Annotated in this window: 15 protein-coding genes; 8 read left to right on the top strand and 7 right to left on the bottom strand. The window is 69.6% G+C overall.

The features are described 5' to 3' along the window. Window positions 1-252: 252 nt before the first annotated feature. The 3 genes from ABZ824_RS11910 to aroQ form a co-directional block, all read right to left on the bottom strand. Window positions 253-1722, bottom strand: a complete 1470-nt coding sequence (locus ABZ824_RS11910; protein WP_356963271.1) for a glutamate synthase subunit beta — start codon at window positions 1720-1722, stop codon at window positions 253-255. Then, entirely contained in the window at window positions 1715-6367 is a 4653-nt protein-coding gene (gltB, locus tag ABZ824_RS11905; protein WP_355073334.1) for a glutamate synthase large subunit, read from the bottom strand. The genes ABZ824_RS11910 and gltB overlap by 8 nt, the downstream gene beginning before the upstream one ends. A gap of 739 nt (window positions 6368-7106) precedes the next feature. Beyond that, window positions 7107-7682, bottom strand: coding sequence for a gamma subclass chorismate mutase AroQ (gene aroQ / locus ABZ824_RS11900; protein WP_356963270.1), 576 nt, complete (start codon window positions 7680-7682; stop codon window positions 7107-7109). 225 nt (window positions 7683-7907) lie between these two features. Between aroQ and ABZ824_RS11895 the strand changes: the two genes are divergently transcribed. Continuing rightward, on the top strand, window positions 7908-9611 hold the full coding sequence (locus ABZ824_RS11895) for a DUF4407 domain-containing protein (protein WP_356963269.1): 1704 nt from the start codon (window positions 7908-7910) through the stop codon (window positions 9609-9611). Between the two features lie 91 nt (window positions 9612-9702). Next, window positions 9703-11253 (top strand): adenylate/guanylate cyclase domain-containing protein, encoded by a 1551-nt coding sequence (locus tag ABZ824_RS11890; RefSeq protein ID WP_356963268.1) that lies wholly within the window; start codon window positions 9703-9705, stop codon window positions 11251-11253. Window positions 11254-11391: 138 nt separating this feature from the next. On the opposite strand, the gene ABZ824_RS11885 is transcribed toward ABZ824_RS11890, so the two are convergent. The 3 genes from ABZ824_RS11885 to ABZ824_RS11875 form a co-directional block, all read right to left on the bottom strand. After that, window positions 11392-11976 carry an isochorismatase family protein gene (locus tag ABZ824_RS11885; RefSeq protein WP_356963267.1) on the bottom strand — a complete coding sequence of 195 codons (585 nt, stop codon included), beginning with the start codon at window positions 11974-11976 and terminating at the stop codon, window positions 11392-11394. Further along, window positions 11973-13262: an MFS transporter gene (locus ABZ824_RS11880; protein ID WP_356963266.1), complete on the bottom strand. Its 1290-nt coding sequence runs from the start codon at window positions 13260-13262 to the stop codon at window positions 11973-11975. Before ABZ824_RS11880 ends, ABZ824_RS11885 begins: the two co-directional genes overlap by 4 nt. Window positions 13263-13644: 382 nt before the next feature. After that, a complete protein-coding gene (locus ABZ824_RS11875; protein WP_356963265.1) occupies window positions 13645-15183 on the bottom strand; it encodes an MFS transporter in 1539 nt (512 codons plus the stop codon). Window positions 15184-15268: 85 nt separating this feature from the next. On the opposite strand from ABZ824_RS11875, the gene ABZ824_RS11870 reads away from it, so the two are divergent. The 6 genes from ABZ824_RS11870 (at window position 15269) to add (ending at window position 21179) form a co-directional block, all read left to right on the top strand. Next, the gene (locus ABZ824_RS11870) at window positions 15269-15808 is read left to right on the top strand and encodes a TetR/AcrR family transcriptional regulator (protein ID WP_355073346.1); all 540 of its coding nucleotides are present in this window, start codon (window positions 15269-15271) and stop codon (window positions 15806-15808) included. 91 nt (window positions 15809-15899) lie between these two features. After that, window positions 15900-16697 (top strand): hypothetical protein, encoded by a 798-nt coding sequence (locus ABZ824_RS11865; RefSeq protein ID WP_356963264.1) that lies wholly within the window; start codon window positions 15900-15902, stop codon window positions 16695-16697. Further along, window positions 16694-17743, top strand: coding sequence for a DUF4129 domain-containing protein (locus ABZ824_RS11860; RefSeq protein ID WP_356963263.1), 1050 nt, complete (start codon window positions 16694-16696; stop codon window positions 17741-17743). Before ABZ824_RS11865 ends, ABZ824_RS11860 begins: the two co-directional genes overlap by 4 nt. Before the next feature lie 67 nt (window positions 17744-17810). Then, window positions 17811-18788 carry a MoxR family ATPase gene (locus ABZ824_RS11855; protein ID WP_355073352.1) on the top strand — a complete coding sequence of 326 codons (978 nt, stop codon included), beginning with the start codon at window positions 17811-17813 and terminating at the stop codon, window positions 18786-18788. Window positions 18789-18791: 3 nt separating this feature from the next. After that, window positions 18792-20087 (top strand): DUF58 domain-containing protein, encoded by a 1296-nt coding sequence (locus ABZ824_RS11850; RefSeq protein WP_356963262.1) that lies wholly within the window; start codon window positions 18792-18794, stop codon window positions 20085-20087. A gap of 72 nt (window positions 20088-20159) precedes the next feature. Next, window positions 20160-21179 (top strand): adenosine deaminase, encoded by a 1020-nt coding sequence (add, locus tag ABZ824_RS11845; protein WP_356963261.1) that lies wholly within the window; start codon window positions 20160-20162, stop codon window positions 21177-21179. On the opposite strand, the gene ABZ824_RS11840 is transcribed toward add, so the two are convergent. Then, the gene (locus ABZ824_RS11840; protein WP_356963260.1) at window positions 21158-21958 is read right to left on the bottom strand and encodes an RDD family protein; all 801 of its coding nucleotides are present in this window, start codon (window positions 21956-21958) and stop codon (window positions 21158-21160) included. The genes add and ABZ824_RS11840 overlap by 22 nt on opposite strands.

The following is a 21958-nucleotide window of genomic DNA, read 5'->3' as shown; positions in this document are numbered from 1 at the left end:
GTCGTTCCAGTGCACGCCGGGTGAACAGAAGTCACCCGACCGGATGAGGTGCGCTCATAACCACATCCCAAGATCAGCAGTACGCCGGAGATCACAATAAGGCCACGCCCGCCGCAATGCCATTCGAACCCCGCAGTGTGTCGGATTTCCGTGGCCGGGGCGACTCGAAGCCGGGAAATCGCACGCGAAAAGGCGCCTGTGGACGAGTTGTCCACAGGCGCCTTTCGTTTCCGCTCCGGTAAGAGAGGGGACCTAGCGCTGAGCCACCATGGTGGGGGTGATCGGCGCCGGGAGGGCGGTCTCGCCTTCCAGGTACCGGTCCACGCCCGCGGCCGCGGCGCGGCCTTCGGCGATGGCCCAGACGATGAGCGACTGGCCGCGGCCCATGTCACCCGCGACGAAGACGCCGGGAACGTTCGTCGCCCAGTTCTTGTCGCGCTGCACGTTGCCGCGCTGGTCGTAGCCGACGCCGAGATCGCTGAGCAGGCCCGGCTTCTCGGGACCGACGAAGCCCATGGCCAGCAGCACCAGGTCGGCCTCGAGCGTGAAGTCGGTGCCCTCCACCTTCTCGAACCGGCCGTTGACCATCTTGACCTCGTGCGCCTCCAGGCCGGTCACCTTGCCGTCCGCGCCGACGAAGCGCTCGGTGTTCACCGAGAACACGCGCTCGCCGCCCTCCTCGTGCGCCGAGGAGACCCGGTACATCAGCGGGTAGGTCGGCCACGGGGTGGACGCGGCCCGCTCCTCCGGGGGACGCGGCATGATCTCGAACTGGTGGATGCTCGCCGCGCCCTGGCGGTGCGAGGTGCCGAGGCAGTCGGCGCCGGTGTCGCCACCGCCGATGATGACGACCTTCTTGTCCTTCGCGTGGATGGGCGGCAGGCCCGATTCGTCGGTGACGTCGTCGCCGAGCTGCACCCGGTTGGCCCAGGGCAGGAACTCCATGGCCTGGTGGATGCCGTCCAGATCGCGGCCCGGGATCGGCAGGTCACGCGCCAGCGTGGCGCCGCCGGCCAGCACGATCGCGTCGTACTGCTCGCGCAACTGCTCGGCGGTGATGTCGACGCCCACGTTCACACCGGTCTTGAAGATGGTGCCCTCGGCCTCCATCTGCGCGAGACGGCGATCGATGAAGCGCTTCTCCATCTTGAATTCCGGGATGCCGTAGCGCAGCAGACCGCCGATGCGGTCGGCCCGCTCGAACACGGTCACGGTGTGCCCGGCGCGGGTCAGCTGCTGCGCCGCGGCCAGACCGGCCGGACCGGAACCGACGACGGCGACCTTCTTGCCGGTGAGGCGGGTCGGGTAGACCGGGGTCACCCAGCCCTCGTCGAAGGCGTTCTCGATGATCTCGACCTCGACCTGCTTGATCGTGACCGGATCCTGGTTGATGCCGAGCACGCAGGACGCCTCACACGGCGCGGGACACAACCGCCCGGTGAACTCCGGGAAGTTGTTGGTCGCGTGCAGCCGGTCGATGCCTTCGCGCCAGCGGTCCTTGTAGACCAGGTCGTTCCACTCGGGGATCAGGTTCCCCAGCGGACAGCCGTTGTGGCAGAACGGGATACCGCAGTCCATGCACCGGCTGGCCTGGGTCTGCAAGGTCTGGTGGGAGAAGTTCTCCTCGTAGACCTCTTTCCAGTCCATCAGGCGCAGCGGCACCGGGCGCCGCTTGGGCAGTTCCCGTGCGGTGTGCTTCAGAAAACCCTGGGGGTCAGCCACGAGCGGCCTCCATAATCGCCTCGTCCACGTCCTTGCCGCTCTTCTCAGCTTCGGAGATGGCGAGCAAAACCTTCTTGTATTCGCGCGGCATGACCTTCACGAAATGGTTCACCTGCTGCGACCAGTCGCTCAGAATGCGCTCGGCCACCGGGGAACCGGTCTGGTCACGGTGCTGGGTGATGATGTCGTGCAGCCAGGTGAAATCGTCACCGGCCAGCTGCTCGACGGCGTCGGCCTGCTCGGGGTTGAGCTTGGACGCGAAGGTGCCGTTCGGGTCGAAGACGAACGCCACGCCGCCGGACATACCGGCGCCGAAGTTGCGTCCGGTCTCACCCAGGATGACCACCCGGCCGCCGGTCATGTACTCGCAGCCGTGGTCGCCCACGCCCTCGACCACCGCGGTGGCGCCGGAGTTGCGCACGGCGAACCGCTCGCCGACCACACCGCTGAGGAAGACCTGGCCGCTGGTGGCGCCGAACAGGATCACGTTGCCCGCGATGATGTTCTGCTCGGCGACGAACTCGCCGGGCGCGTTCAGCGACGGGCGCACCACCAGGCGGCCGCCGGAAAGACCCTTGCCGACATAGTCGTTCGCGTCACCCTGCACGCGCAGCGTGATGCCGGCGGGCACGAAGGCGCCGAAGCTGTTGCCCGCCGACCCGGTGAAGGTGATGTCGATGGTGTCGTCGGGCAGGCCCGCGCCACCGTAGAGCTTGGTCACCTCGTGGCCGAGCATGGTGCCGACGGTGCGGTTCACATTCGTGATCTTGGTCTCGAACTTCACCGCCTGACCGCGCTCGAGCGCGTCGCGGCTCTGCACGATCAGCTGCTGGTCCAGCGCCTTGTCCAGGCCGTGGTCCTGCGCCTTGGTGCAGCGGCGGTCCTGGTACATGAACGCCGTCTCGACGTCGTCCAGGATCGGCGAGAGGTCCAGCTTGCTGGCCTTCCAGTGCTGCTTGGCGCGCGAGGTGTCGAGCAGGTCCACCCGGCCGATCGCCTCGTCCAGCGAGCGGAAGCCCAACTGCGCCAGCAGTTCCCTGACCTCCTCCGCGATGAACCGGAAGAAGTTCTCGACGAATTCCGGCTTGCCGGTGAACCGCTCGCGCAGCACCGGGTTCTGCGTGGCGACGCCGACCGGGCAGGTGTCCAGGTGGCAGACGCGCATCATGATGCAGCCCGACACCACCAGCGGTGCGGTGGCGAAGCCGTACTCCTCGGCGCCGAGCAGCGCGGCGATCATCACATCGCGGCCGGTCTTCATCTGGCCGTCGACCTGCACGACGATGCGGTCACGCAGCCCGTTGAGCAGCAGCGTCTGCTGGGTCTCGGCCAAGCCGAGCTCCCAGGGGCCGCCCGCGTGCTTCAGCGAGGTCAACGGCGAAGCACCGGTGCCGCCGTCGTGGCCCGAGATCAGCACGACATCGGCGTGCGCCTTGGAGACGCCCGCCGCGACGGTGCCGACGCCCGGCTCGGCGACCAGCTTCACGTGGATGCGCGCCTGCGGGTTCGCGTTCTTCAGGTCGTGGATCAGCTGCGCCAGATCCTCGATCGAGTAGATGTCGTGGTGCGGCGGCGGCGAGATCAGGCCGACGCCCGGCGTCGAGTGCCGCACCTCGGCGACCCACGGGTACACCTTGTGCGCCGGAAGCTGGCCGCCCTCACCGGGCTTCGCGCCCTGCGCCATCTTGATCTGGATGTCGGTGCAGTTGGTCAGGTAGTGCGCGGTCACGCCGAAGCGGCCGGAGGCCACCTGCTTGATCGCGCTGCGCCGCCAGTCGCCGTTCTCCTCCGGCTCGAAGCGCGCGGGGGACTCGCCGCCCTCGCCCGAGTTCGACCGGCCGCCGAGACGGTTCATCGCGATCGCCAGGGTTTCGTGCGCCTCCGCCGAGATGGAGCCGTAGCTCATCGCGCCGGTGGAGAACCGCTTCACGATCGCCGATACCGGCTCGACCTCGTCGATGGAGATCGGGGAACGCGCGTTGTGCTTGAACTTGAACAGACCGCGCAGCGATGCCAGCCGCTCGGACTGGTCGTCGACCAGCTTGGTGTACTCCTTGAAGATCGAGTACTGGCCGGACCGGGTGGCGTGCTGCAGTTTGAACACCGTGTCCGGGTTGAACAGGTGGTATTCGCCCTCGCGCCGCCACTGGTACTCGCCGCCGACCTCGAGCTCGCGGTGCGCGCGCTCGTTGCGGTTCTCCAGGAACGCGATGCGGTGCCGCTGCGCGACGTCGTCGGCGATCTCGTCCAGGCCGATGCCGTCCAAGTGCGAGCGCAGGCCGGTGAAGTACTCGTCCACCAGGTCCTGCGACAGGCCGATCACCTGGAACAGCTGGGCGCCGTTGTAGGAGGCCAGCGTGGAGATGCCCATCTTGGACATCACCTTCAGCACACCCTTGCCCGCGGCCTTGTTGTAGTTCGCGACCGCCTTGCGGTAGTCGGCGGCCAGGTCGCCGGTGCTGCCAGGTACCTCGAGCGCGCCGCGCTCGAGCATGTCCTCGATGCTCTCGAAGGCCATGTAGGGGTTGATCGCGGCGGCGCCGAAGCCGACCAGGGTGGCCATGTGGTGCACCTCGCGGGCGTCACCGGCCTCCACGACCAGGCCGACCTTGGTGCGGGTGCGCTCGCGCACCAGGTGGTGGTGCACCGACGAGGTCAGCAGCAGCGAAGGGATCGGCGCCAGCTTCTCGTTGGACTCGCGGTCGGACAGCACGATGATCCGCGCGCCGCCGTCGATGGCGGCCGACACCTGGGTGTTGATCGCCTCCAGCGCCCTGCGCAGGCCCTTGCCGCCCTTCTTCACGGGGTACAGGCCGCGCACGACCACCGAGCGCAGCTCGGGGTGCGATCCGTCGTCGTTGATGTGCACGAGCTTGGCCAGCTCGTCGTTGTCCAGGATCGGCTGCTCGAGCGCGATCATGTTGCAGGACTCCGGTCCCGGGTGCAGCAGGTCGGCCTCCGGGCCGATGTTGCGCTTGAGGCTGGTGACCACCTCTTCGCGGATCGCGTCCAGCGGCGGGTTGGTGACCTGCGCGAACAGCTGGGAGAAGTAGTCGAACAGCAGGCGCGGACGGGCCGAGAGCACCGCGATCGGGGTGTCGGTGCCCATCGAGCCGAGCGCTTCGCCTCCGGTCTTGGCCATCGGCGAGATCAGCAGGTTGAGCTCCTCGGTGGTGTATCCGAAGATCTGCTGGCGGATCAGCACGCGGTCGTGCGACATGTGCACGTGCGGGCGGTCGGGCAGGTCGGCCAGGCGGGAGACGCCCGCGTCCAGCCACTCCTGGTAGGGCTGCTCGGCGGCGAGCAGGGACTTGACCTCTTCGTCGCCGACGATGCGGCCCTGGGCGGTGTCGACCAGGAACATGCGGCCCGGCTGCAAGCGCGCCTTCTTGACCACCTTGGACGGGTCGATGTCCAGGACGCCGACCTCGGAGGCCATCACGACCAGGCCGTCGTCGGTCACCCAGATGCGGCTCGGCCGCAGGCCGTTGCGGTCGAGCACGGCGCCGACGACGGTGCCGTCGGTGAAGCACACCGACGCGGGGCCGTCCCACGGCTCCATCAGCATCGAGTGGTACTCGTAGAAGGCCCGCTGCTGCGGGTTCATGTTCTCGTTGCGTTCCCAGGCCTCGGGAATCATCATCAGCACGGCGTGGGGCAAGCTGCGGCCGCCGAGGTGCAGCAGTTCCAGCACCTCGTCGAACCGGGCGGTGTCGCTCGCCCCCGGGGTACAGACGGGGAAGATCTTCTCCAGCCGGTTCTTGCCCGCCGAGTCGACGCCGAAGACGTCGCTGCGCAGCAGCGCCTCGCGGGCGCGCATCCAGTTCTCGTTGCCGGTGACGGTGTTGATCTCACCGTTGTGCGCCACCCGGCGGAACGGGTGCGCCAGCGGCCAGGACGGGAAGGTGTTGGTGGAGAACCGGGAGTGCACGATGCCGAGGGCGCTCTCCACCCGGGAGTCCTGCAGATCCAGGTAGAACGCGCGCAGCTGCGGCGTGGTGAACATGCCCTTGTAGACGAAGGTCTGCCCCGACAGACTCGGGAAGTAGACCGACTCCCTGCCGACCGCACCCTCACCGGCTCCGGCCGACCCCAGCTCACGCTCGACGCGCTTGCGCACCACGTAGGCGCGACGCTCCAGATCCATATCCGACAGCGGATCGGAGGCGTTCTTCGGCGATGCGATGAAGATCTGCCGGAAGCTCGGCATGGCGTCGCGCGCCAGCGCGCCCAGCGACGACTCGTCGATCGGCACCTCGCGCCAGCCGAGGACGTCGAGGCCCTCTTCCTTGACGATCTTCTCCACGCCGTAGGCGGCGCGCGCTGCTTCGCGGCGGGCCTGCGGCAGGAAGGCGATACCGGTGGCGTAGGAACCCTCCGGCGGCAACTCGAAGTCCACGATGGCGCGGAAGAAGCGGTCCGGGACCTGGATCAGGATGCCCGCACCGTCGCCGCTGTTGGGCTCGGCGCCCGCGGCGCCACGGTGCTCCAGGTTCAACAGAGCCGTAATAGCCTTGTCGACGATGTCGCGGCTGCGGCGGCCGTGCATGTCGACGACGAATGCGACGCCGCAGGCGTCGTGCTCGTTCGCCGGGTCGTAGAGCCCGATGGGTCCAGGTGACCGGTGGCCAGGAAGTTGCGTCATGCCTCTGCCTTCAGGAAAGTCGGCCTTCGAAGAAAACGGCCTTTCGTCGAACGCCTCCGTACAAGACTGCGCCCGTACGTTCCGAAGCCAGCCGCGCTGATGGTCTTCGGCGTGCAGTCAGGTCTGCAGTTTTTTCCACCCGCTTCTGTGACGTAGTGGGTGCCCTTCGGTAACGGATCCCTAACAAGATCCTTACCTCCGAGCGGGTGCTCGACCGCTACGCTGAGCACCTGGCTAGGGCTGCCCGAGCGGGCGAGGTAGCCGAACGTTCTGTGTTCGGCGTAAGAGCAAACGATAAGTCAGGTCCAGGGCCCAACCAACTTAGGTTGCGCTAATAACCAGGTTTAGCTGGGCTTCTGCATTGGGTCCTCCACGTGTGCGCGCCGTCCAGTGTAAAGCAGCGAGCGCCATGCGATCGATCCCCATGGCACCCGGTGCCAGCTGGGAAAACCGACGCGCGACACCTACCCGAGACCTTCCTCACGAGACCCGGAAACCGCCCTCACCTGCGTCGAAATGGATTTCCCCCGCTGGACGCCCGGCAAACCAAGTGGCGGCGGCTAACTCGGCGCTGTGACCGATGAGAGATTTCCGACAGCTGCGTGACAAGCAATGAATATGATCCGACCGTCCGGACTCTTTTGCCCACTGTGGGGTTCAGCACATATCCAGCAAATATCAAGAAGTGGTGTTGGACACATCTTTCCGCGCGAGGTCGCCCGGCGGGCCCGGCCGCGGCCTACGCCGGGCAGAGCGACACGGCGGCCCGCGCCAGCGCCGCTCGGTGCAGGACATCGGCGCGGTCCGCGACGACCACGCCGAAGACGCTGCGCGCCAAGTGTTCCGCGCAATCCGGCGCGGTCAGCTCCGCTCGGTGCCCGGCGAGCTGATCGAGGATCTCGACGTTCACCCGGTCGATGACCGGGCGCACCGAGTCGAGTCCCACCGGCGCGGTGGGCGCGGCGGCCGGGTCGAAGCGCCACCTCGTCATCAGCCCCCGCTGCACCGTCTTGCTGGCCTCGATCTGCCCGAGGAAAACCTGCCGCACCCAGTTCTCCGACAGCTCACGGTCGTGGCCGAGCCGGACCATCACCTCGTAGACCTCCGCCTCACGGACCGGATCGTCGATGGTCGGCTCGATGCCGCGCTCACCCGCGGTCGACCACTTCGCGGCGGCCACCGCGTCGGCGGTGTCCAAGCGCTCGACCACGAGGGCGACCAGCCGGTCGAGCGACCGGTCGGCCGGAGCGGCCCCCGCGCTGACCGGCCAGATCAGAAGCGCCGCCGCCAAGAGCGTCAACCAGACTCCGCGCACGTTGTGACCTCCTGGAATCGCCCACCCCGGATACGAAGCACCGCGCCAGCGTAGGCGAACGAACCGGCCGCGCTCCGCGCTACGCCGGATGATCTGTGAGCCTTGCCACATCCGACCGTCCCTGCTCGCTGCGAACCGGGCGAGCCTGTCACGCTGTCACAACGAATCCGTGACAGTTTCGTCGCGCCCGTGAAAGCGCCTGGGACGTAGAGGATGTGCATTCCGATGACCGTCACCGGCTTGTTCACCTGGCTCGGCGGCGGCCGGACCAGCGCGATCAGCGATCGTCACGAGCGTGCCGGATACGCCGTCACCGGTGCTGTGGTGCTGTTGTTCGCCACGATCTCCGGTGTGGTCGCCGCCCTGGCCGCGGCCTCGGCGTGGCCGTGGTCGGCCGCGCTGGCCTCGGGCATCGTGGTCGCCGCGCTCACCGGCGCGCTCGCCAGGGCACTGTCGACCGCGCGGCCGAGCGGCGGACCGGATCGGCTCGGGCTGGTCGCGCGCATCGCGGTCGCCGTGCTGGCCGGTGGGCTACTCGCGGAACTGGCCGCGATCGTGCTGTTCAGCGGGTCCGTCGACCGGGTGCTGGCGGAGAAGGCGCAGCGCTCGCTCGATTCCGCGCCGCGGGTCGTCGCGGCGCAGGCGGAACTGGACCGGGCGAAAGCCGACCGGGCCGCGCTCGAACAGGCGATCGCGATGGCCCAGAACGATATCGACCACGCCCTGGTGATCGCACGCTGCGAATTCAATCCGACCCCGGAGTGCCCGCGGACCAGGATCACCGGCGTGCCGGGCCGTGGGCCGGAAGCGCAGACGGCCAACGCCATGCTCGACGACGCCCGCAAGCATCTCGCCACCGCGCAGGACCGAGTGGACGCCGCCGATCGCCGGATCGACGCCGACCAGGCCGTCCTGTCGGCCGCGCGCACCGCCGCCTTCGACGACGCCGACCGTGGGCTCGGCGCGCGCTGGCAGGCGATGAACGACTACACCGTGCACGACGCGCTGCCGCTGCGCATTCTCACCATCCTGGCGTTCGTCGCCTTCGCGCTGCTGCCGCTGGTGCTGCGCTGGTGGCGTGGCGAGACCTCGTTCGACCGGCACAACGCGGCGCGCACCGTGCACGACCGCGCCGAGCGGGAAGCCGACGCGGTGATCGCGGTCAAGCAGGCCGAGGTACGCGCCGAGGCCGAGACCCTGCGCGCCGAGCAGCAACTCACCGCCGCTCGCCTCGCCGTCGAGGCGGACACCGCCATCGACCGGGAACGGCAGCGCACCCGCATCATCGCGGCCATCGGCGGCATCGAGATCGGCATCACCGAGCCGCCGCGCCGCCCCGAACTTCCCGCCGCCACGGCGGACGACCGAAAGGACAGCGCCATGCCCGACGAGGCGACGCCGAACCTACCCGCGCCCACCGGCGTGCACCCGCAGGTGCCCGCCGTCGCATCCGCACCGGCGGCGCCGAGCGGCGGCGGTCTCGAGCTGCCGCTGATCGGCACGGTCCCGTTCACCGACACCGCGGCGCGTTTCATCCGGCCGCTCGTTCCGTCCTTCGTCGCCAACGCGATCGATACGGCCACGCATCCGTTGCGCACGGCGCGGCAGGCGTTCGAGGAGGTCGAGGAGATCACCTTCACGCTGCGGCGCACCCGCAAGGTCACCGTCGACGGCCAGACCTCGAATCCGCAGGCGGTCGGCTACCAGTTGCCGCCCGGCGCGCCCGAGATCGCGCATGCCCAGCACATCGCCGCCACCGTCGTGGACGCCGCGTACTCCGCGCCGCACGCCCCGCGCTATTCCTCGCTTCCGCCCACCGGCGCAGCCGGCTACGGTCTGCCCACCGGCGCCCACCGTGACGAACTGCCGGGCCACCACCGCCCCGAACTCCCCGAGCCCGGCCGCCGCGAACTGCCGCCGGGTCGCTGAACGCACCACTGCCACCCACGGCCCACCCGGCGCCGGATCCGGCCGAGTGCGACCTACGGCGCTGGGGCGCTCTGCGGCTTACGCTGCACCCATGCAACACAGGGAGGTGACGCTCGCCGCGGCGCCGTGGGGGTCGCGATTGCTCGGGTCCGCCGAGGAGTCGTCCGGGCTACGACGCATTCGCGTCCAGCTGTTGCTCACCGTGCCCACGCTGTTGGGCAATCTGACGGGCATGGTCGTGTCGATCGTCCTGGTCGGCTTCGTCTTGCCGGGCCCGTCGGTGTTCACCCGGGATCTCCTGCTGCTCGACGTGCTCGCCGCACCGCTGTACGCGACCTGCGCGCTGTTGCTCGGCCTGTGGTGGGGCACCACCCGCGAATTGCGTGCGCTGCGGTGGGCCACCGATCCGGACCACGTGCCGACCGAGGAGGAGATGGCCGCGGCCACGGCGGTGCCGCGCAGGCTGGTGCGCGACCAAGCGCTGCTGTGGTTCGGCGGGCTCGTGCTGCTGACCACGCTGTACGGGCTGGCCGAACCGCAACTGATCCCGAAGGTGGCCTTCGGCATCGCGATCAGCGCCATCGTGGTGTGCGCGAACAGCTACCTGATCATCGAGTTCGCGCTGCGGCCCGTCACCGCCCGGGTGCTGGAAGCCGCGGATTCCGGTCGGCGCCGCGGCATCGGCGTCTTCGGACGCTCGCTCGTCGTCTGGGTGGTCGGCTCCGGCGTGCCGGTGGCCGGAATGATGGTGCTCGCGGTGCTGGCGCTCACGATGGATGACGTCACCAAGGCGCGACTGGCGGTCTGCGTGCTGTCGCTCGGCGGCGCGACACTGGTCTTCGGTCTCCTGCTGATGACGCAGACCTTGGCCGCGACCGTCGCGCCCATCCTCGGCGTGCGCCGCGCGATGCGTCAGGTGGAGGACGGTGATCTCGATGTCGCGCTGGCCGTTTACGACGGCACCGAGCTGGGTGAGCTGCAGAGCGGTTTCAACCACATGGTGGAGGGACTGCGCGAGCGCGAGCAGATCAGGGACCTGTTCGGCAGGCATGTCGGCCGTGAGGTCGCCGCGGCCGCGTTGGCGGGCGACCCGGCGCTCGGCGGTGTGGAGACCGACGCCGCGGCCCTGTTCATCGACATCGTCGGCTCGACGACCATGGCCGCGACCATTCCCGCGCCGGAGATGGTCGCCATTCTCAATCGGTTCTTCGGCATCGTGGTCGACGAGGTGGAGCGCCACGGCGGGTTGGTCAACAAGTTCGAGGGTGACGCGGCCCTGGCCGTCTTCGGCACGCCCGCTCCGCTGGCCGACGCCCCGGGCGCGGCGCTGGCCACCGCCCGCGCGATCCTGGCTCGGCTCGACAGCACCGCGACCGATTTCGTCGCGGCCATCGGCGTGGCCGCGGGCCGGGTGGTCGCGGGCAATGTCGGCGCGCATCAGCGCTACGAGTTCACCGTCATCGGCGACGCCGTCAACGAAGCGGCTCGCCTGTGCGAACTCGCCAAGCAGCAGGGCCTGCTGCTCGCCTCCGGCGCAACCGTCGCGGCGTCCGCCGAGTCCGAAGCCGGACACTGGCGGCTCGGTGAATCCGTCACCCTTCGCGGCCGCCTCACGCCGACCCGGCTCGCCCGCCCGGCCTGACGCTCCTCGCTACCGCCCGCCCGCTGTTCGCGCGCCCCGACTCCTCACTCGATCGCCGGACACGGCCCGACCTTGCATCGGGACGAGCTGAGCTGCGACCGGCGCCACCACCGAGGCCGGATCCACCTTCTGCCGGGGTCAGGCGCGGGTCTTGGCAAGATTTTCGACGATCTCGGCGGTGCAACCGGTTTCGCCGAGGAGGGGGAAGATCCGTTCGATGCTGTTGCGGTGCGCCTCCACGTTCAGATCGGCCATGGCGTCCGTCGCGAGCGTGACGTGGTAGCCGTGTTCGAAGGCGGCGCGAGCGGTCGACTCCACGCCGATGCTGGTGGTGAGCCCGGCCAGCACGATCTGTGTGACGCGGCGGCGGCGCAGTTGCAGATCGAGGTCGGTTCCGTAGAAGGCACCCCAAGTGCGCTTGGTCACCGTGATGTCGTCAGGGTGACCGGCGAGGTCGTCGACGATGACATCCCAGCCGTCGGGCAATGAACCTGGTGGGCTCGAGATGTCGCTGCGACCTGGAGCGGCATCCGCTCCGTCCGCACGGGCCGTCACCCGCACCAGGACGACCGGGGCGCTGTGCTCGTGGAAAGCACGAGCCAGCTCGACCGCCCGGGCGACCACTTCTCGACCGGTATAGGGGACGGTCGGCGCGTCGATGAGGGCGTTCTGCAAGTCGACGAGGACCAGCGCGCTGGACGGGTCGAGTGCGGTGACAGTCATGAATTGTGCCTGGCTTCCTGCGAAACGCTTGCCGTTTGTGGTTGAAGGGTTGTCGCCACCGCAAGCTCGGGTGCAGGTGCGGATTCCTGGCGACGGGGTAGCAGCAGCGGGCTGACGAGGATCAGCAGTCCCGCGACCGTGATGGCCGTGCGCGGGCTGGTCACGTCGGCGAGCAGTCCGCCGAGCGCGCTGAGCACTGCGATGGAAGCGCTGCTGCTGATCGACCAGGCCGACAGGGTGCGGGCGACGCGGTCTTCGGGTGTGTGCTCGAGTCGATAGGTGGCCAGTACCGGGTTGTACAGGCTCATGCTGATGATGATCGCGAGCTCGACAGCGATCACCGTCGCGAGGCCTGCGACACCGGGCTGGACGAACGCGAGGCCGATCAGCCAGATCGCGCGCAGCGTGCCGACGGTGCGCAGGACCCGGTGCCTGCCGTATCGCTCCACGACACGGCCGGCAAGGCGTGAGCCGATGAGTCCGCCGACGCAGGGGGCGGCGAAGGCGAGGCCGTACTGCCAGGGTGGGAATCCGAGCTCGCGGAGCAGTAGTACGGCCAGGAGCGGCTCGGTGGCCATGATCAGTCCGCCCACGAGCAGCTGGTTGAGGTAAAGCGCCCGTAATCCCGGATGAGCCAGCAGGTACCGCCAGCCTTCGAGCAACTCACCGGCGCGCAGCTGGGGCTTGCCGGTCCGCGGCGGGGGTTCTTCCCTGCCGCGAATCGCCGCGACCGCCAGCGCGGAGAGCAGGTAACTCAGCGCGTCGGCCACCACGGTGGTGACCGGCCCGAACAAACCGATCGCCGCTCCGCCCAGCGGCGGCCCTACGGCGGTGGAACTCCACGTCGTCGACTCGAATCGCGCGTTGGCCACGAGCAGGTCCTCGGGCCGCACAAGGGCTTTGAGATAGGCGCCGCTCGCCGCGTTGAAGGCGATCTTGGCCGCGGCGACCACGGCCGAGACGACCAGCAGCTGGACGAAACCGAGTCGGCCGAAGGCATAGGCGAGCGGGATCGTCATCATGACCGCGAACCGGGTGAGGTCCATCGCGATCATCATCGGTCGCTTGCGGCGATATTCCACCCACGGCCCGAGCGGCAACGCGATCAGCGCGCCCACCGCCGGCCCCACCGCCGACAGCGCGGACACTTGTCCGGGGCCTGCGTGCAGCACCAGCACGGCGATCAGCGGCAACGCACCGAACCCAAGACCCGACCCGTAGGCGCTGACCGCGTAGGCCGCCCACAACCATCCGAACTGCCGACCGAGAGATCGTCCGGTCCCCAAGCTTCGCACCTCTCGATCGCACAACTCACTGTTGACCGCCATGGATCAAAGCAAGGCGCGGAGGTGTGATCAAACAACCGAACCAGCGATGATCCACAACCAAATGTTGTGCGATTCGAACGCCGCGACTACCTCGACTTCAGACGAGCGGACGCACCCGACACCCAGGTCCGGGTATTGCATGGGCGCAGCGCATCCCGCGCATCACGGCGACGGCCGGCGGATCGGCACCGCAGTCGGGCCGATGTCGCGCGGTGAACCCTCATGATCGTCTTCAGCGGGCTCACCGCCGCCGACCGGGCAGTGGTGGTTCCGCAACCGGCGGGTCGGCCGCGGCCTCGAACACCGGCGTGGGCAGCGCCGCGCAATCCGGCCCGCGAAATCACCCGCGCGCATGGCGCAAACGGAACGCCACCGCGGCCGCGATCAACAAGATCGCGGTGGTACCGAGGGCCGCGAAGTGGATGCCCGAGACGAAGGACTCGTGCACCGAGGCGAGGAACGCGCGCCCGGCGGCCTCCGGCAATTCACGTGCGAAAGCCGTGGCGGCGCCCAGGGATTCCGAGGCGGCAGCCATCCGGTCGCCCGGCACGTGGGTCGGATCGAGACCGTCGCGGAAGATCGCCATGACCACGCTGCCGAGGATCGCGACGCCCAGCGCGACGCCGGTCTCGTACGCGGTCTCCGACACGGCGGCGGCCGCGCCCGCGCGCTCCGGCGGCGCCGAGCCGACCACCAGGTCGGAGGACACGGTGAGCGCGACGCCCACGCCTGCCCCGATGAACAGGAAACCGAGTACGAACGGCGTGGTACTGGTGGCCGCGTCGGGGCCGAGCAGGCCGAACAGCGCCGCGCCCAGCGCCGCCGTGATCAGCGCGCCGCCCAGCACCGTGCCCGGCCGCAGCCGCCGCACCAGCCAGGCCGCGGCGAGCGAGGCGATCATCCCGGCCGACAAACCGGGCAGCAACAGCAATCCCGCTTGCAGTGGGGAGCGTCCCAGCACCAACTGGAGGTACTGCGAGCCGAAGAAGAGCACACCGGCCAGCGCGAACACCGCGAGAAGATTGGTCAGCACCGCCGTACGGAACTTCGGCAGCGCGAACAGCGCCAGGTCCAGCATCGGTTGCTCCAATCGTCGCTGCCTGCGCACGAACCACGCCCCGGCAAGCAGGCCGATCAGACTGATCACCGCGACCAGGACACTCGGCCCGTGCGCCGCGAATTCCTTCACCGCGTACACCACCGGCACCAGCGCGAGCATCGACAGCACGGCGCTGAGCAGGTCGAAACGACCGGGCCGCGGATCACGCGACTCCGGGATCAGCAGCGGACCGAGCCCGATCAGCACCAGCATGACCGGCAGGTTCACCAGGAAGACCGAACCCCACCAGTAGTGCTCGAGCAGCCAGCCGCCCAGCAGCGGTCCCGCCGCGGCGCCACCGCCCGCCATCGCGCTCCACACCGCGATCGCGACGGTTCGCTGCCGCGGATCGAGGAACATCGACCTGATCAGTGCCAGCGTCGCGGGCATCAGCGTCGCACCGGCGACACCCTGCAGTACGCGCGCCGCGATGAGCATTTCCGGCGTCAGGGACCACGCCGCGAGTATCGATGCGACACCGAATCCCGCCGCGCCGAGCAGCAGCAATTTGCGCCGCCCGATCCGGTCGCCGAGGTTGCCCATGACGACGAGCAGTCCGGCGAGCACGAACGAGTAGACGTCGATGATCCACAGCAGTTGCGGCGTGGTCGGCGCGAGATCGGCGCTGATCGCGGGCACGGCCAGATCGAGCACCGTCGCGTCGACGGCCAGCAGCAGTAGCGCGAGCGCCAGCACGGACAACCCCACCCACTCGCGTGTCCCCGCTCGAGGTGGGGCGTTGGTCGATCGTTCGGCGGGTTGCGCGGTCTGGGTGGTCATGACTTTCTCGACTTCCGTCGTCGGTTTTCTTACCGTCCAGACGGTATAGTACTCACATAACCGTCCGGACGGTATAGTCAGCCGGGTGACGGCTGACACCCGCGACCGAATCCTGGATGCGCTCGAGACCTTGCTCCTGGAAAAAGGCATGTCGCACGTGACTCTGGAGAATGTCGCGGCCACCGCGGGCGTCTCCAAAGGCGGCTTGCTCTATCACTTCAAGAGCAAGGACGCGCTGCTCGCGGGCTTGGTCCGCAGACTGGCCGACCGTGCGGGCCAGCAGTTGGACAACTCGGTCGCCAAAGGCGGCTCGGTAGCCGAGTGGTACCTGCAGACGCCGAACCCGGCCGTCGAGGCGGAGGCGGTGGAGCTGGAGCTCTACCGGTCCATGCTCGCGACCATGCGCACCATCGACGCCACGCCCGAGCCGGACGAGGTGCAGCAGGCGTTGGTGGACCTGATGAATTCCTGGTCGGACGGTCTGGACGAGGAGGTCGCCGACCCGGTTCAGGCCGACCTCATCCGGCTGGTCGGCGACGGCGTGTACCTGCGCGCACTGCTCGGTCTTCCGCCCATCGATCCCGTTCGCTACCGGCACGTGGTGGACCGCTTACTGCGGCGCTGACGGTTAGACTCGGCCCGTGCTGCCAGCCGCCGAACCGGCCGGCGCCGTCGGGGCGGGAACAGATCCGGTACCGGGGTCTCCTGGAGCGACGGTGCCGATCCGACCGCTGAGTTTCCGCGAACTGCTCGATGTGCCGTTCGCGCTGATCCAGGCGAACATCCGCGCCCTGGCCGGGTTGAGCGTGACGGGCCTGCTGCTCGCCGAAGCCGTGGTCGTCGCGGTGACCGCGGGCGCCTCCGCGCTCACCGACGGCTCCGACCCCGGCACCGCCTGGGCGGCGATCCTGTCCACCGCGGCCTGCGCGTGGCTGCTGCGGTTCGCGTTACGCGGCACGACCGTGGCGCTGGGGCTCGCGACCGTCGACGGAACCCCGATCGGCCGACGGACCGCGCTGCGCCGATTCGGTGGGACGCTCGGTCCGTTGCTGGTCTTCCAACTGCTGTTCACCATGGTGGGCGTCGGCGTGCTCACGGTGGGCGGCCTGCTGATCGTGACGCTGCCGCTCGCGGCGATCTGGCTGGGCCGGCTGCGCGCCCGCCGCTGGGTCGCGGTGCCGGTGCTGTTGGTCGAACGCACGTCGCACCGCGACGGCGTCGCGCGCGCCACGCTGCTCGCCGAAGGCGCGGAGTGGCCGACCACCGGGCTCTGGATCGCCCAGCGGGCCCTGTTCACGCTGCTCGCCATCCCACTGCTCGGCATCCCGCTGTTCGTCTCGGACTTCTCCGGCACGCACCGGTGGCCGGTGATCGTGCTGACCACGTCGGCGGTGCTGCTGCTGACGGCATTCGGCGAAGTGGTCGAGGCTTCGTCGCGGGTGGTGTGCTACGTCGATCGCCGCTGCCGCAGAGAGGGTTTGGACATTCGCATTCCGAGGCGGGAGGCGCGATGAGCGATCCCGTGCCGATGGAGCCGCGAACGGCCGACCCCGCGCCCGGCACCCCGCGGCTCGGCGCCGCCGCCGATCATCGCGCCGCCGCCGAAACAGCCGCCGCGCAGCGGGATTTCGACCGCGCCCTGCGGGAACGTTTCCGCGCCGTGCTGCGCGGCCTGGAACAAGGCGGTGTGCTGGAGGTGCGGCGGTCGCGGACCGCGCGGGAGACCGCCGACGACGTGACGACCGCGTTGCCGCTCGAGACCGCCACCGAGTTCCAGCCCGCCGCACGAAGCTTCGACGAGGTGGTCTACGGCGGACGCCGCGCCACCGAGGACGAGTATCGCAGGCTGGAATACGCCGACCGGTTCTCCGGGTCCGCGCCGCCCCCCGCACCGGAACCGGTCGAGATCGAGGCGGTCGAGCAGGAGCCGCGCACCAGGCGAAAACTGCCGCCGCTGCCGAACCTGGTGCGCGATCCCAGGTTCTGGGCGGTGCTCGCCGCGACGGCCGCGTTGTTGCTGCTGGTCTACGGCGTCGCGCAGTCCTGCGGCGCGCCGATCGCGCCTACCGCCCCGCCGCCGCAACCGCCGCCGGATCTGCCCGACGTCCCTCCGCCGGACCGCCCCGGCTTCGGGGCGGGTGACGACGCGATCTGGGACCGGCTGCCAGCACCGGTCTTCTACGGCGGCGTGCAGTTCCTGATCGCCGCCGCGCTGGTGGTGTGGTGGCGTGCCCGCAGACGGGGCGCTCTGGTGCGCGAACCCCGCCCCGTCGAAGTGGCCGCGAACGAACTGCTCGGCGGCCAGGCCGCGCTGTATCGCCGCTCGAAGGATCATGATCACGTCGCCGGAAAGCTACGGGCGGCCGCGCTGCGCCGCATCCGCACCCCGCTCGGCATCACGGCCGACACCCCGCCGGACCGGATCGTCGCCGTGATCGCCGCGCGCGTCGGCGCCGACCCGGCCCAGATCGGCGCCGCCCTGTTCGGCCCGGTTCCCGATCCCGAGACCCTCCGGGTGGTCGCCGCTCAGCTCGAATGGATCGAATCGGAGGTCGGATGAGAAGCCCTCGCCCGATCCTCGCCCGGCTCACCGCCCGCGGGAACGCCCGCGAACCACAGGAGATGGAATGACCAGCACCGAGACCACCCCGACGGCCGAGCAGGCGAGCGCCGCGTTCCATGCTCTGCGCGCCGAGATCGGCAAGGCGGTGGTCGGCAACGACAACGCGGTCATGTACCTGGTGCTCGCGCTGCTGTGCCGCGGCCACGTCCTGCTCGAAGGCGTGCCGGGGGTGGCCAAGACGCTGCTGGTGCGGGCGCTGGCCACGGCGCTGGACCTGGAGCACGCGCGGGTGCAGTTCACCCCCGACCTGATGCCCGGCGACGTCACCGGGTCGCAGATCTACGATCCGCACTCCGCCGAGTTCACCTTCCGGCACGGCCCGGTATTCACCAACCTGCTGCTCGCCGACGAGATCAACCGCACGCCGCCGAAGACCCAGTCGGCCCTGCTCGAGTCGATGGAGGAGCGCCAGGTCTCGGTGGACGGGAAACCACGGCCGCTGCCCGATCCGTTCGTCGTCGTCGCCACCCAGAATCCGATCGAACAGGAGGGCACCTATCCGCTGCCGGAGGCGCAGCTGGACCGGTTCCTGTTCAAGGTGGACATCCACCTGCCCGGTCGCGACGACGAGTTCCGCATCCTGCAACGCCACGCCTCGGGTTTCGATCCGCGCGACCTCACCGCCGCGGGATTGCGTCCGGTCGCGGGCCCGGCGCACATCGCCGCCGCCCGCACCGCGATCGCGCAGACCACGATCAGCCCCGAGGTGCTCGCCTACACCGTCGACGTGTGCCGGGCCACCCGCATCTCGCCCGCCGTACAGCACGGCGCGTCGACCCGTGGCGCGACCGCCCTGATGGCGGCCGCCCGCGCGTTCGCCTGGCTCAACGGGCGCGGGTTCGTCACGCCGGACGATGTGAAGACCGTCGCCGTCGCCGTGCTGCGGCACCGCCTGCACCTGCGCCCGGAGGCCGAACTGGACGGTGTGACCACCGAAGGCGTGCTGTCGTCGCTGCTGCTCTCGGTCCCGGTCCCGGTGTAGCCGATGGTCGTCACCGGTCGGCTGGCCGCCGCGGCAGGCGTGGCGGCCCTGTTCGTCACCCTGGTCCTGCCCTCGGTGGTCGGCGTGGTCGTGGTGACCTGCGTCCTGGCCGCCGGGCTGCTCGTCGATCTCGGCGCTGTGGGGCGGGCGCGCGACCTGTCGCTGTCCCGCGAGGCATTGACCACGGTGCGGCTCGGCCGCTCCGCCGAGGTGGAACTCGTCGCGGTCAACACCGGAGCCCGCAGGCTGCGCGGGACGGTGTGGGACGACTGGCCCGACAGCGCCCGCGCCGAGAACGGCGCGCACGTACTGGATCTCGCCCCTGGTACCAAGGTCCGTTTCCGCACCGTGCTCACGCCCACCTACCGCGGCGATCGGGTCGCGGGCCGGATCACGGTGCGGCTGATCGGCCCGCTCGGACTGGCGGGCAGGCAGACGAGGCGGGACGTGCCCGCCCGGGTGCGGGCGCTGCCCGCGTTCCGCGCCGAACGGCTGCTGCGGTCGAAAGTCAAAAGGTTGCAGCACCTCGACGGCCGCAATCTGGCCAACCTGCGCGGGCAGGGCACCGAATTCGACTCGTTCCGCGAGTACGTCGCCGGTGACGACGTGCGCGCGATCGACTGGCGCGCCACCGCCCGCGCCACCGACGTCCTGGTCCGCACCTGGCGGCCGGAGCGCAACCGGCACGTGCTGATGCTGCTGGACACCGGCCGGGTCAGCGCGGGCCGGGTCGGCGACGGTACGCGCTTGGACGCGAGCATCGAGGCGGCCCTGCTGCTCGGCGGTCTCGCCGCCGCCGCGGGGGATTCGGTCGACCTGCTCGCCTTCGACCGCCGAGCGCGCGCCGAGGTCCGAGGTGTCGGCGGAAAGGGTCTCCAGCTGAAGTTGATGCACGCGATGGCCGGAATCACTCCCGCCCTCGTCGACACCGACAGCGCCGGACTGGTGCGAGCGGCCATTCAGCGCACTCGCAGGCGCAGCCTGGTCGTCTGGTTCACCAGCTTGGACGGCGCCGCGGTGGAGGAGAACCTGTTGCCCGTGCTGCCGGTCCTGGCGCAACGGCACCGCGTGCTCATCGTCTCGGTGACCGACCCCGATGTCGCCGCGGCGGCCACCCGGCGCGACAACCTGTCCGACCTTTACGCCGCGGCCGCGGCCGAATCCGTGCTCGCCGAACGCGCGCTGGTCCAGGAATCGCTGCGGCGCACCGGGATCGCGGTCGTCGCGGCGTCTCCGGAACGACTGCCGGAGGCCCTGGCGGACGAATATCTGGAGCTGAAACAATCCGGAGCCCTTTGAGTCTTTTCCGCCGGGCGCCGCGGTCTCGTCGAAGCGCGTCCTCGCGCGCGCGCCGAGGAGGATCATGACCCCATGGCCTCAGATCTCGCCGCCTTCGTCCGCGGATTGCCCAAAGCGGAACTGCACCTGCATCTGGAAGGGACGCTGGAGCCGGAGCTGAAGTTCCGCCTCGCCCGGCGCAACGGCATCGAGCTGCCGGAGAAGAGCGTGGAAGAGGTCAAGCAGACCTACCGATTCCATGACCTGACGTCATTCCTCCAGGTCTACTACCCCGCGATGCGCGTGCTACAGCGCCCGGAGGACTTCCACGACCTCGCCTTCGACTATCTGCGCCGAGCGCACGGCCAAGGCGTGCGTCACGCCGAGTTGTTCTTCGATCCGCAGGCGCACACCGGGCGCGGAGTCCCGTTCCCCACGGTGATCAGCGGATACCGGTCGGCGATCGCACGGGCGCGGCGGGAGCTGGGGATATCCGCCGAACTGATTTTGTGCTTCCTGCGCGACCATTCCGCGGAGTACGCCATGGCGACGCTGCTGGAAGCGCTGCCGTACAAGAGCTGGATCCTCGGTGTGGGACTGGATTCCGACGAGCGGGGCAACCCGCCGAGCAAGTTCGCCGCCGTCTTCGAGCGCGCCCGCGCGGAAGGGTTCCTGCTGACGATGCACTGCGACATCGACCAGCCGGATTCGATCGAGCACATCCGCCAGGCGCTGGAGGACATCGCCGTCGACCGCCTCGACCACGGCACCAACATCGTGGAGGACAACCGTCTGGTCGAACTGGCCGGGTCCAAGGGGATCGCGCTCACCTGCTGTCCGGTGTCGAACTCCTTCGTCACGGCGCAGATGAAAGCCGAGGAGATCGTCGGTCTACTGAGCCGTGGGCTGACGGTGACGGTCAACAGCGACGACCCCGCGTACTTCGGCGCCTACGTTGCCGACAACTATCTCGCGCTCGCCGAGCAAGGTGGTCTCGGGACCGATCAGGTGGTCGAGTTGGCCCGGAACTCGTTCCGTGCCTCGTGGATCACGCCCGCACGGCAGGACGCCTATCTGCGCGAGATCGACGACTACGTGGCGGCGAACGGCTGACCGGCGCGCGGCGGGAAGACCGGGTACAGCGGCCACGGCAGCACCCGGCGCTGCCGTTCGGCGATGACCGCGCCGAGAATCTGCGACGGCGGACAACCGGCCGGTGGCGCGACGCGCAGCCGGCCGCACACCTCGGCAACGAGCGCCGTCCCCAGCTGGTGTTGCGCCGCGGGCGTCAGGGTGCGCAAGCGGGTCAGGTACTGCCGCACCGCCAGCGCCAGATCTTCCGGTAGTCCGGACAGCTCGAGCTGCGCGCTCCAGCCGGTGAGCCACGGCGGCGCGATCGCGAGCGCGGGCGGCGGCAGCGGGTGCTGCGCGTGCACGACCACGGTGCCGGCGAGCACGTCACCGATCCGCCGCGCATGCGGCGAGCACATCGAGGTGAGCACCGCGATGGCGCCGAACCCGCCCAGCATCCAGAAATCGACGATCGCGCCCGCCAGGCCGCGGGTGAGCGCGTGCCGGAAATCGATCGGCCCGCCGTCCTCGCGCACCACCCGCAGCCCGAGCATCAGCTTGCCCAGTGTTCGTCCCCGCCAAGCGGTCTCACAGGTCACGGGGTACCCGACCAGCACGGTCACGATGGTCACCAGTGCGACCACGTCCAACCAGGCCGAGTCGACGCCCGCGGGCAGCAGCAACGTGACGATCGCGAACAACAGCACGAACCCGAGCGTGCACTGGGCCAGCACGTCGATCAGGAACGCGGTGGCCCTGGTGGGGATGCGGGCGATCGGCAGTTCCAGGGCCACTGCTTCGCCGGTGGTGAACTCAGCCAT

The sequence above is a fragment of the Nocardia sp. NPDC047038 genome (assembly GCF_040644075.1).
GTDB classification, from domain to species: Bacteria; Actinomycetota; Actinomycetes; order Mycobacteriales; family Mycobacteriaceae; genus Nocardia; species Nocardia sichangensis.
This window is presented reverse-complemented; position numbering and strand designations above follow the sequence as displayed.

Coding starts and splice junctions, on each gene's coding strand:
- add (WP_356963261.1), top strand. CDS start 20,160: ATGGCCTCAGATCTCGCCGCCTTCGTCCGCGGATTGCCCAAAGCGGAA.
- ABZ824_RS11840 (WP_356963260.1), bottom strand. CDS start 21,958: ATGGCTGAGTTCACCACCGGCGAAGCAGTGGCCCTGGAACTGCCGATC.
- ABZ824_RS11890 (WP_356963268.1), top strand. CDS start 9,703: ATGCAACACAGGGAGGTGACGCTCGCCGCGGCGCCGTGGGGGTCGCGA.
- ABZ824_RS11875 (WP_356963265.1), bottom strand. CDS start 15,183: ATGACCACCCAGACCGCGCAACCCGCCGAACGATCGACCAACGCCCCA.
- ABZ824_RS11855 (WP_355073352.1), top strand. CDS start 17,811: ATGACCAGCACCGAGACCACCCCGACGGCCGAGCAGGCGAGCGCCGCG.
- gltB (WP_355073334.1), bottom strand. CDS start 6,367: ATGACGCAACTTCCTGGCCACCGGTCACCTGGACCCATCGGGCTCTAC.
- ABZ824_RS11895 (WP_356963269.1), top strand. CDS start 7,908: ATGACCGTCACCGGCTTGTTCACCTGGCTCGGCGGCGGCCGGACCAGC.
- ABZ824_RS11850 (WP_356963262.1), top strand. CDS start 18,792: ATGGTCGTCACCGGTCGGCTGGCCGCCGCGGCAGGCGTGGCGGCCCTG.
- ABZ824_RS11885 (WP_356963267.1), bottom strand. CDS start 11,976: ATGACTGTCACCGCACTCGACCCGTCCAGCGCGCTGGTCCTCGTCGAC.
- ABZ824_RS11860 (WP_356963263.1), top strand. CDS start 16,694: ATGAGCGATCCCGTGCCGATGGAGCCGCGAACGGCCGACCCCGCGCCC.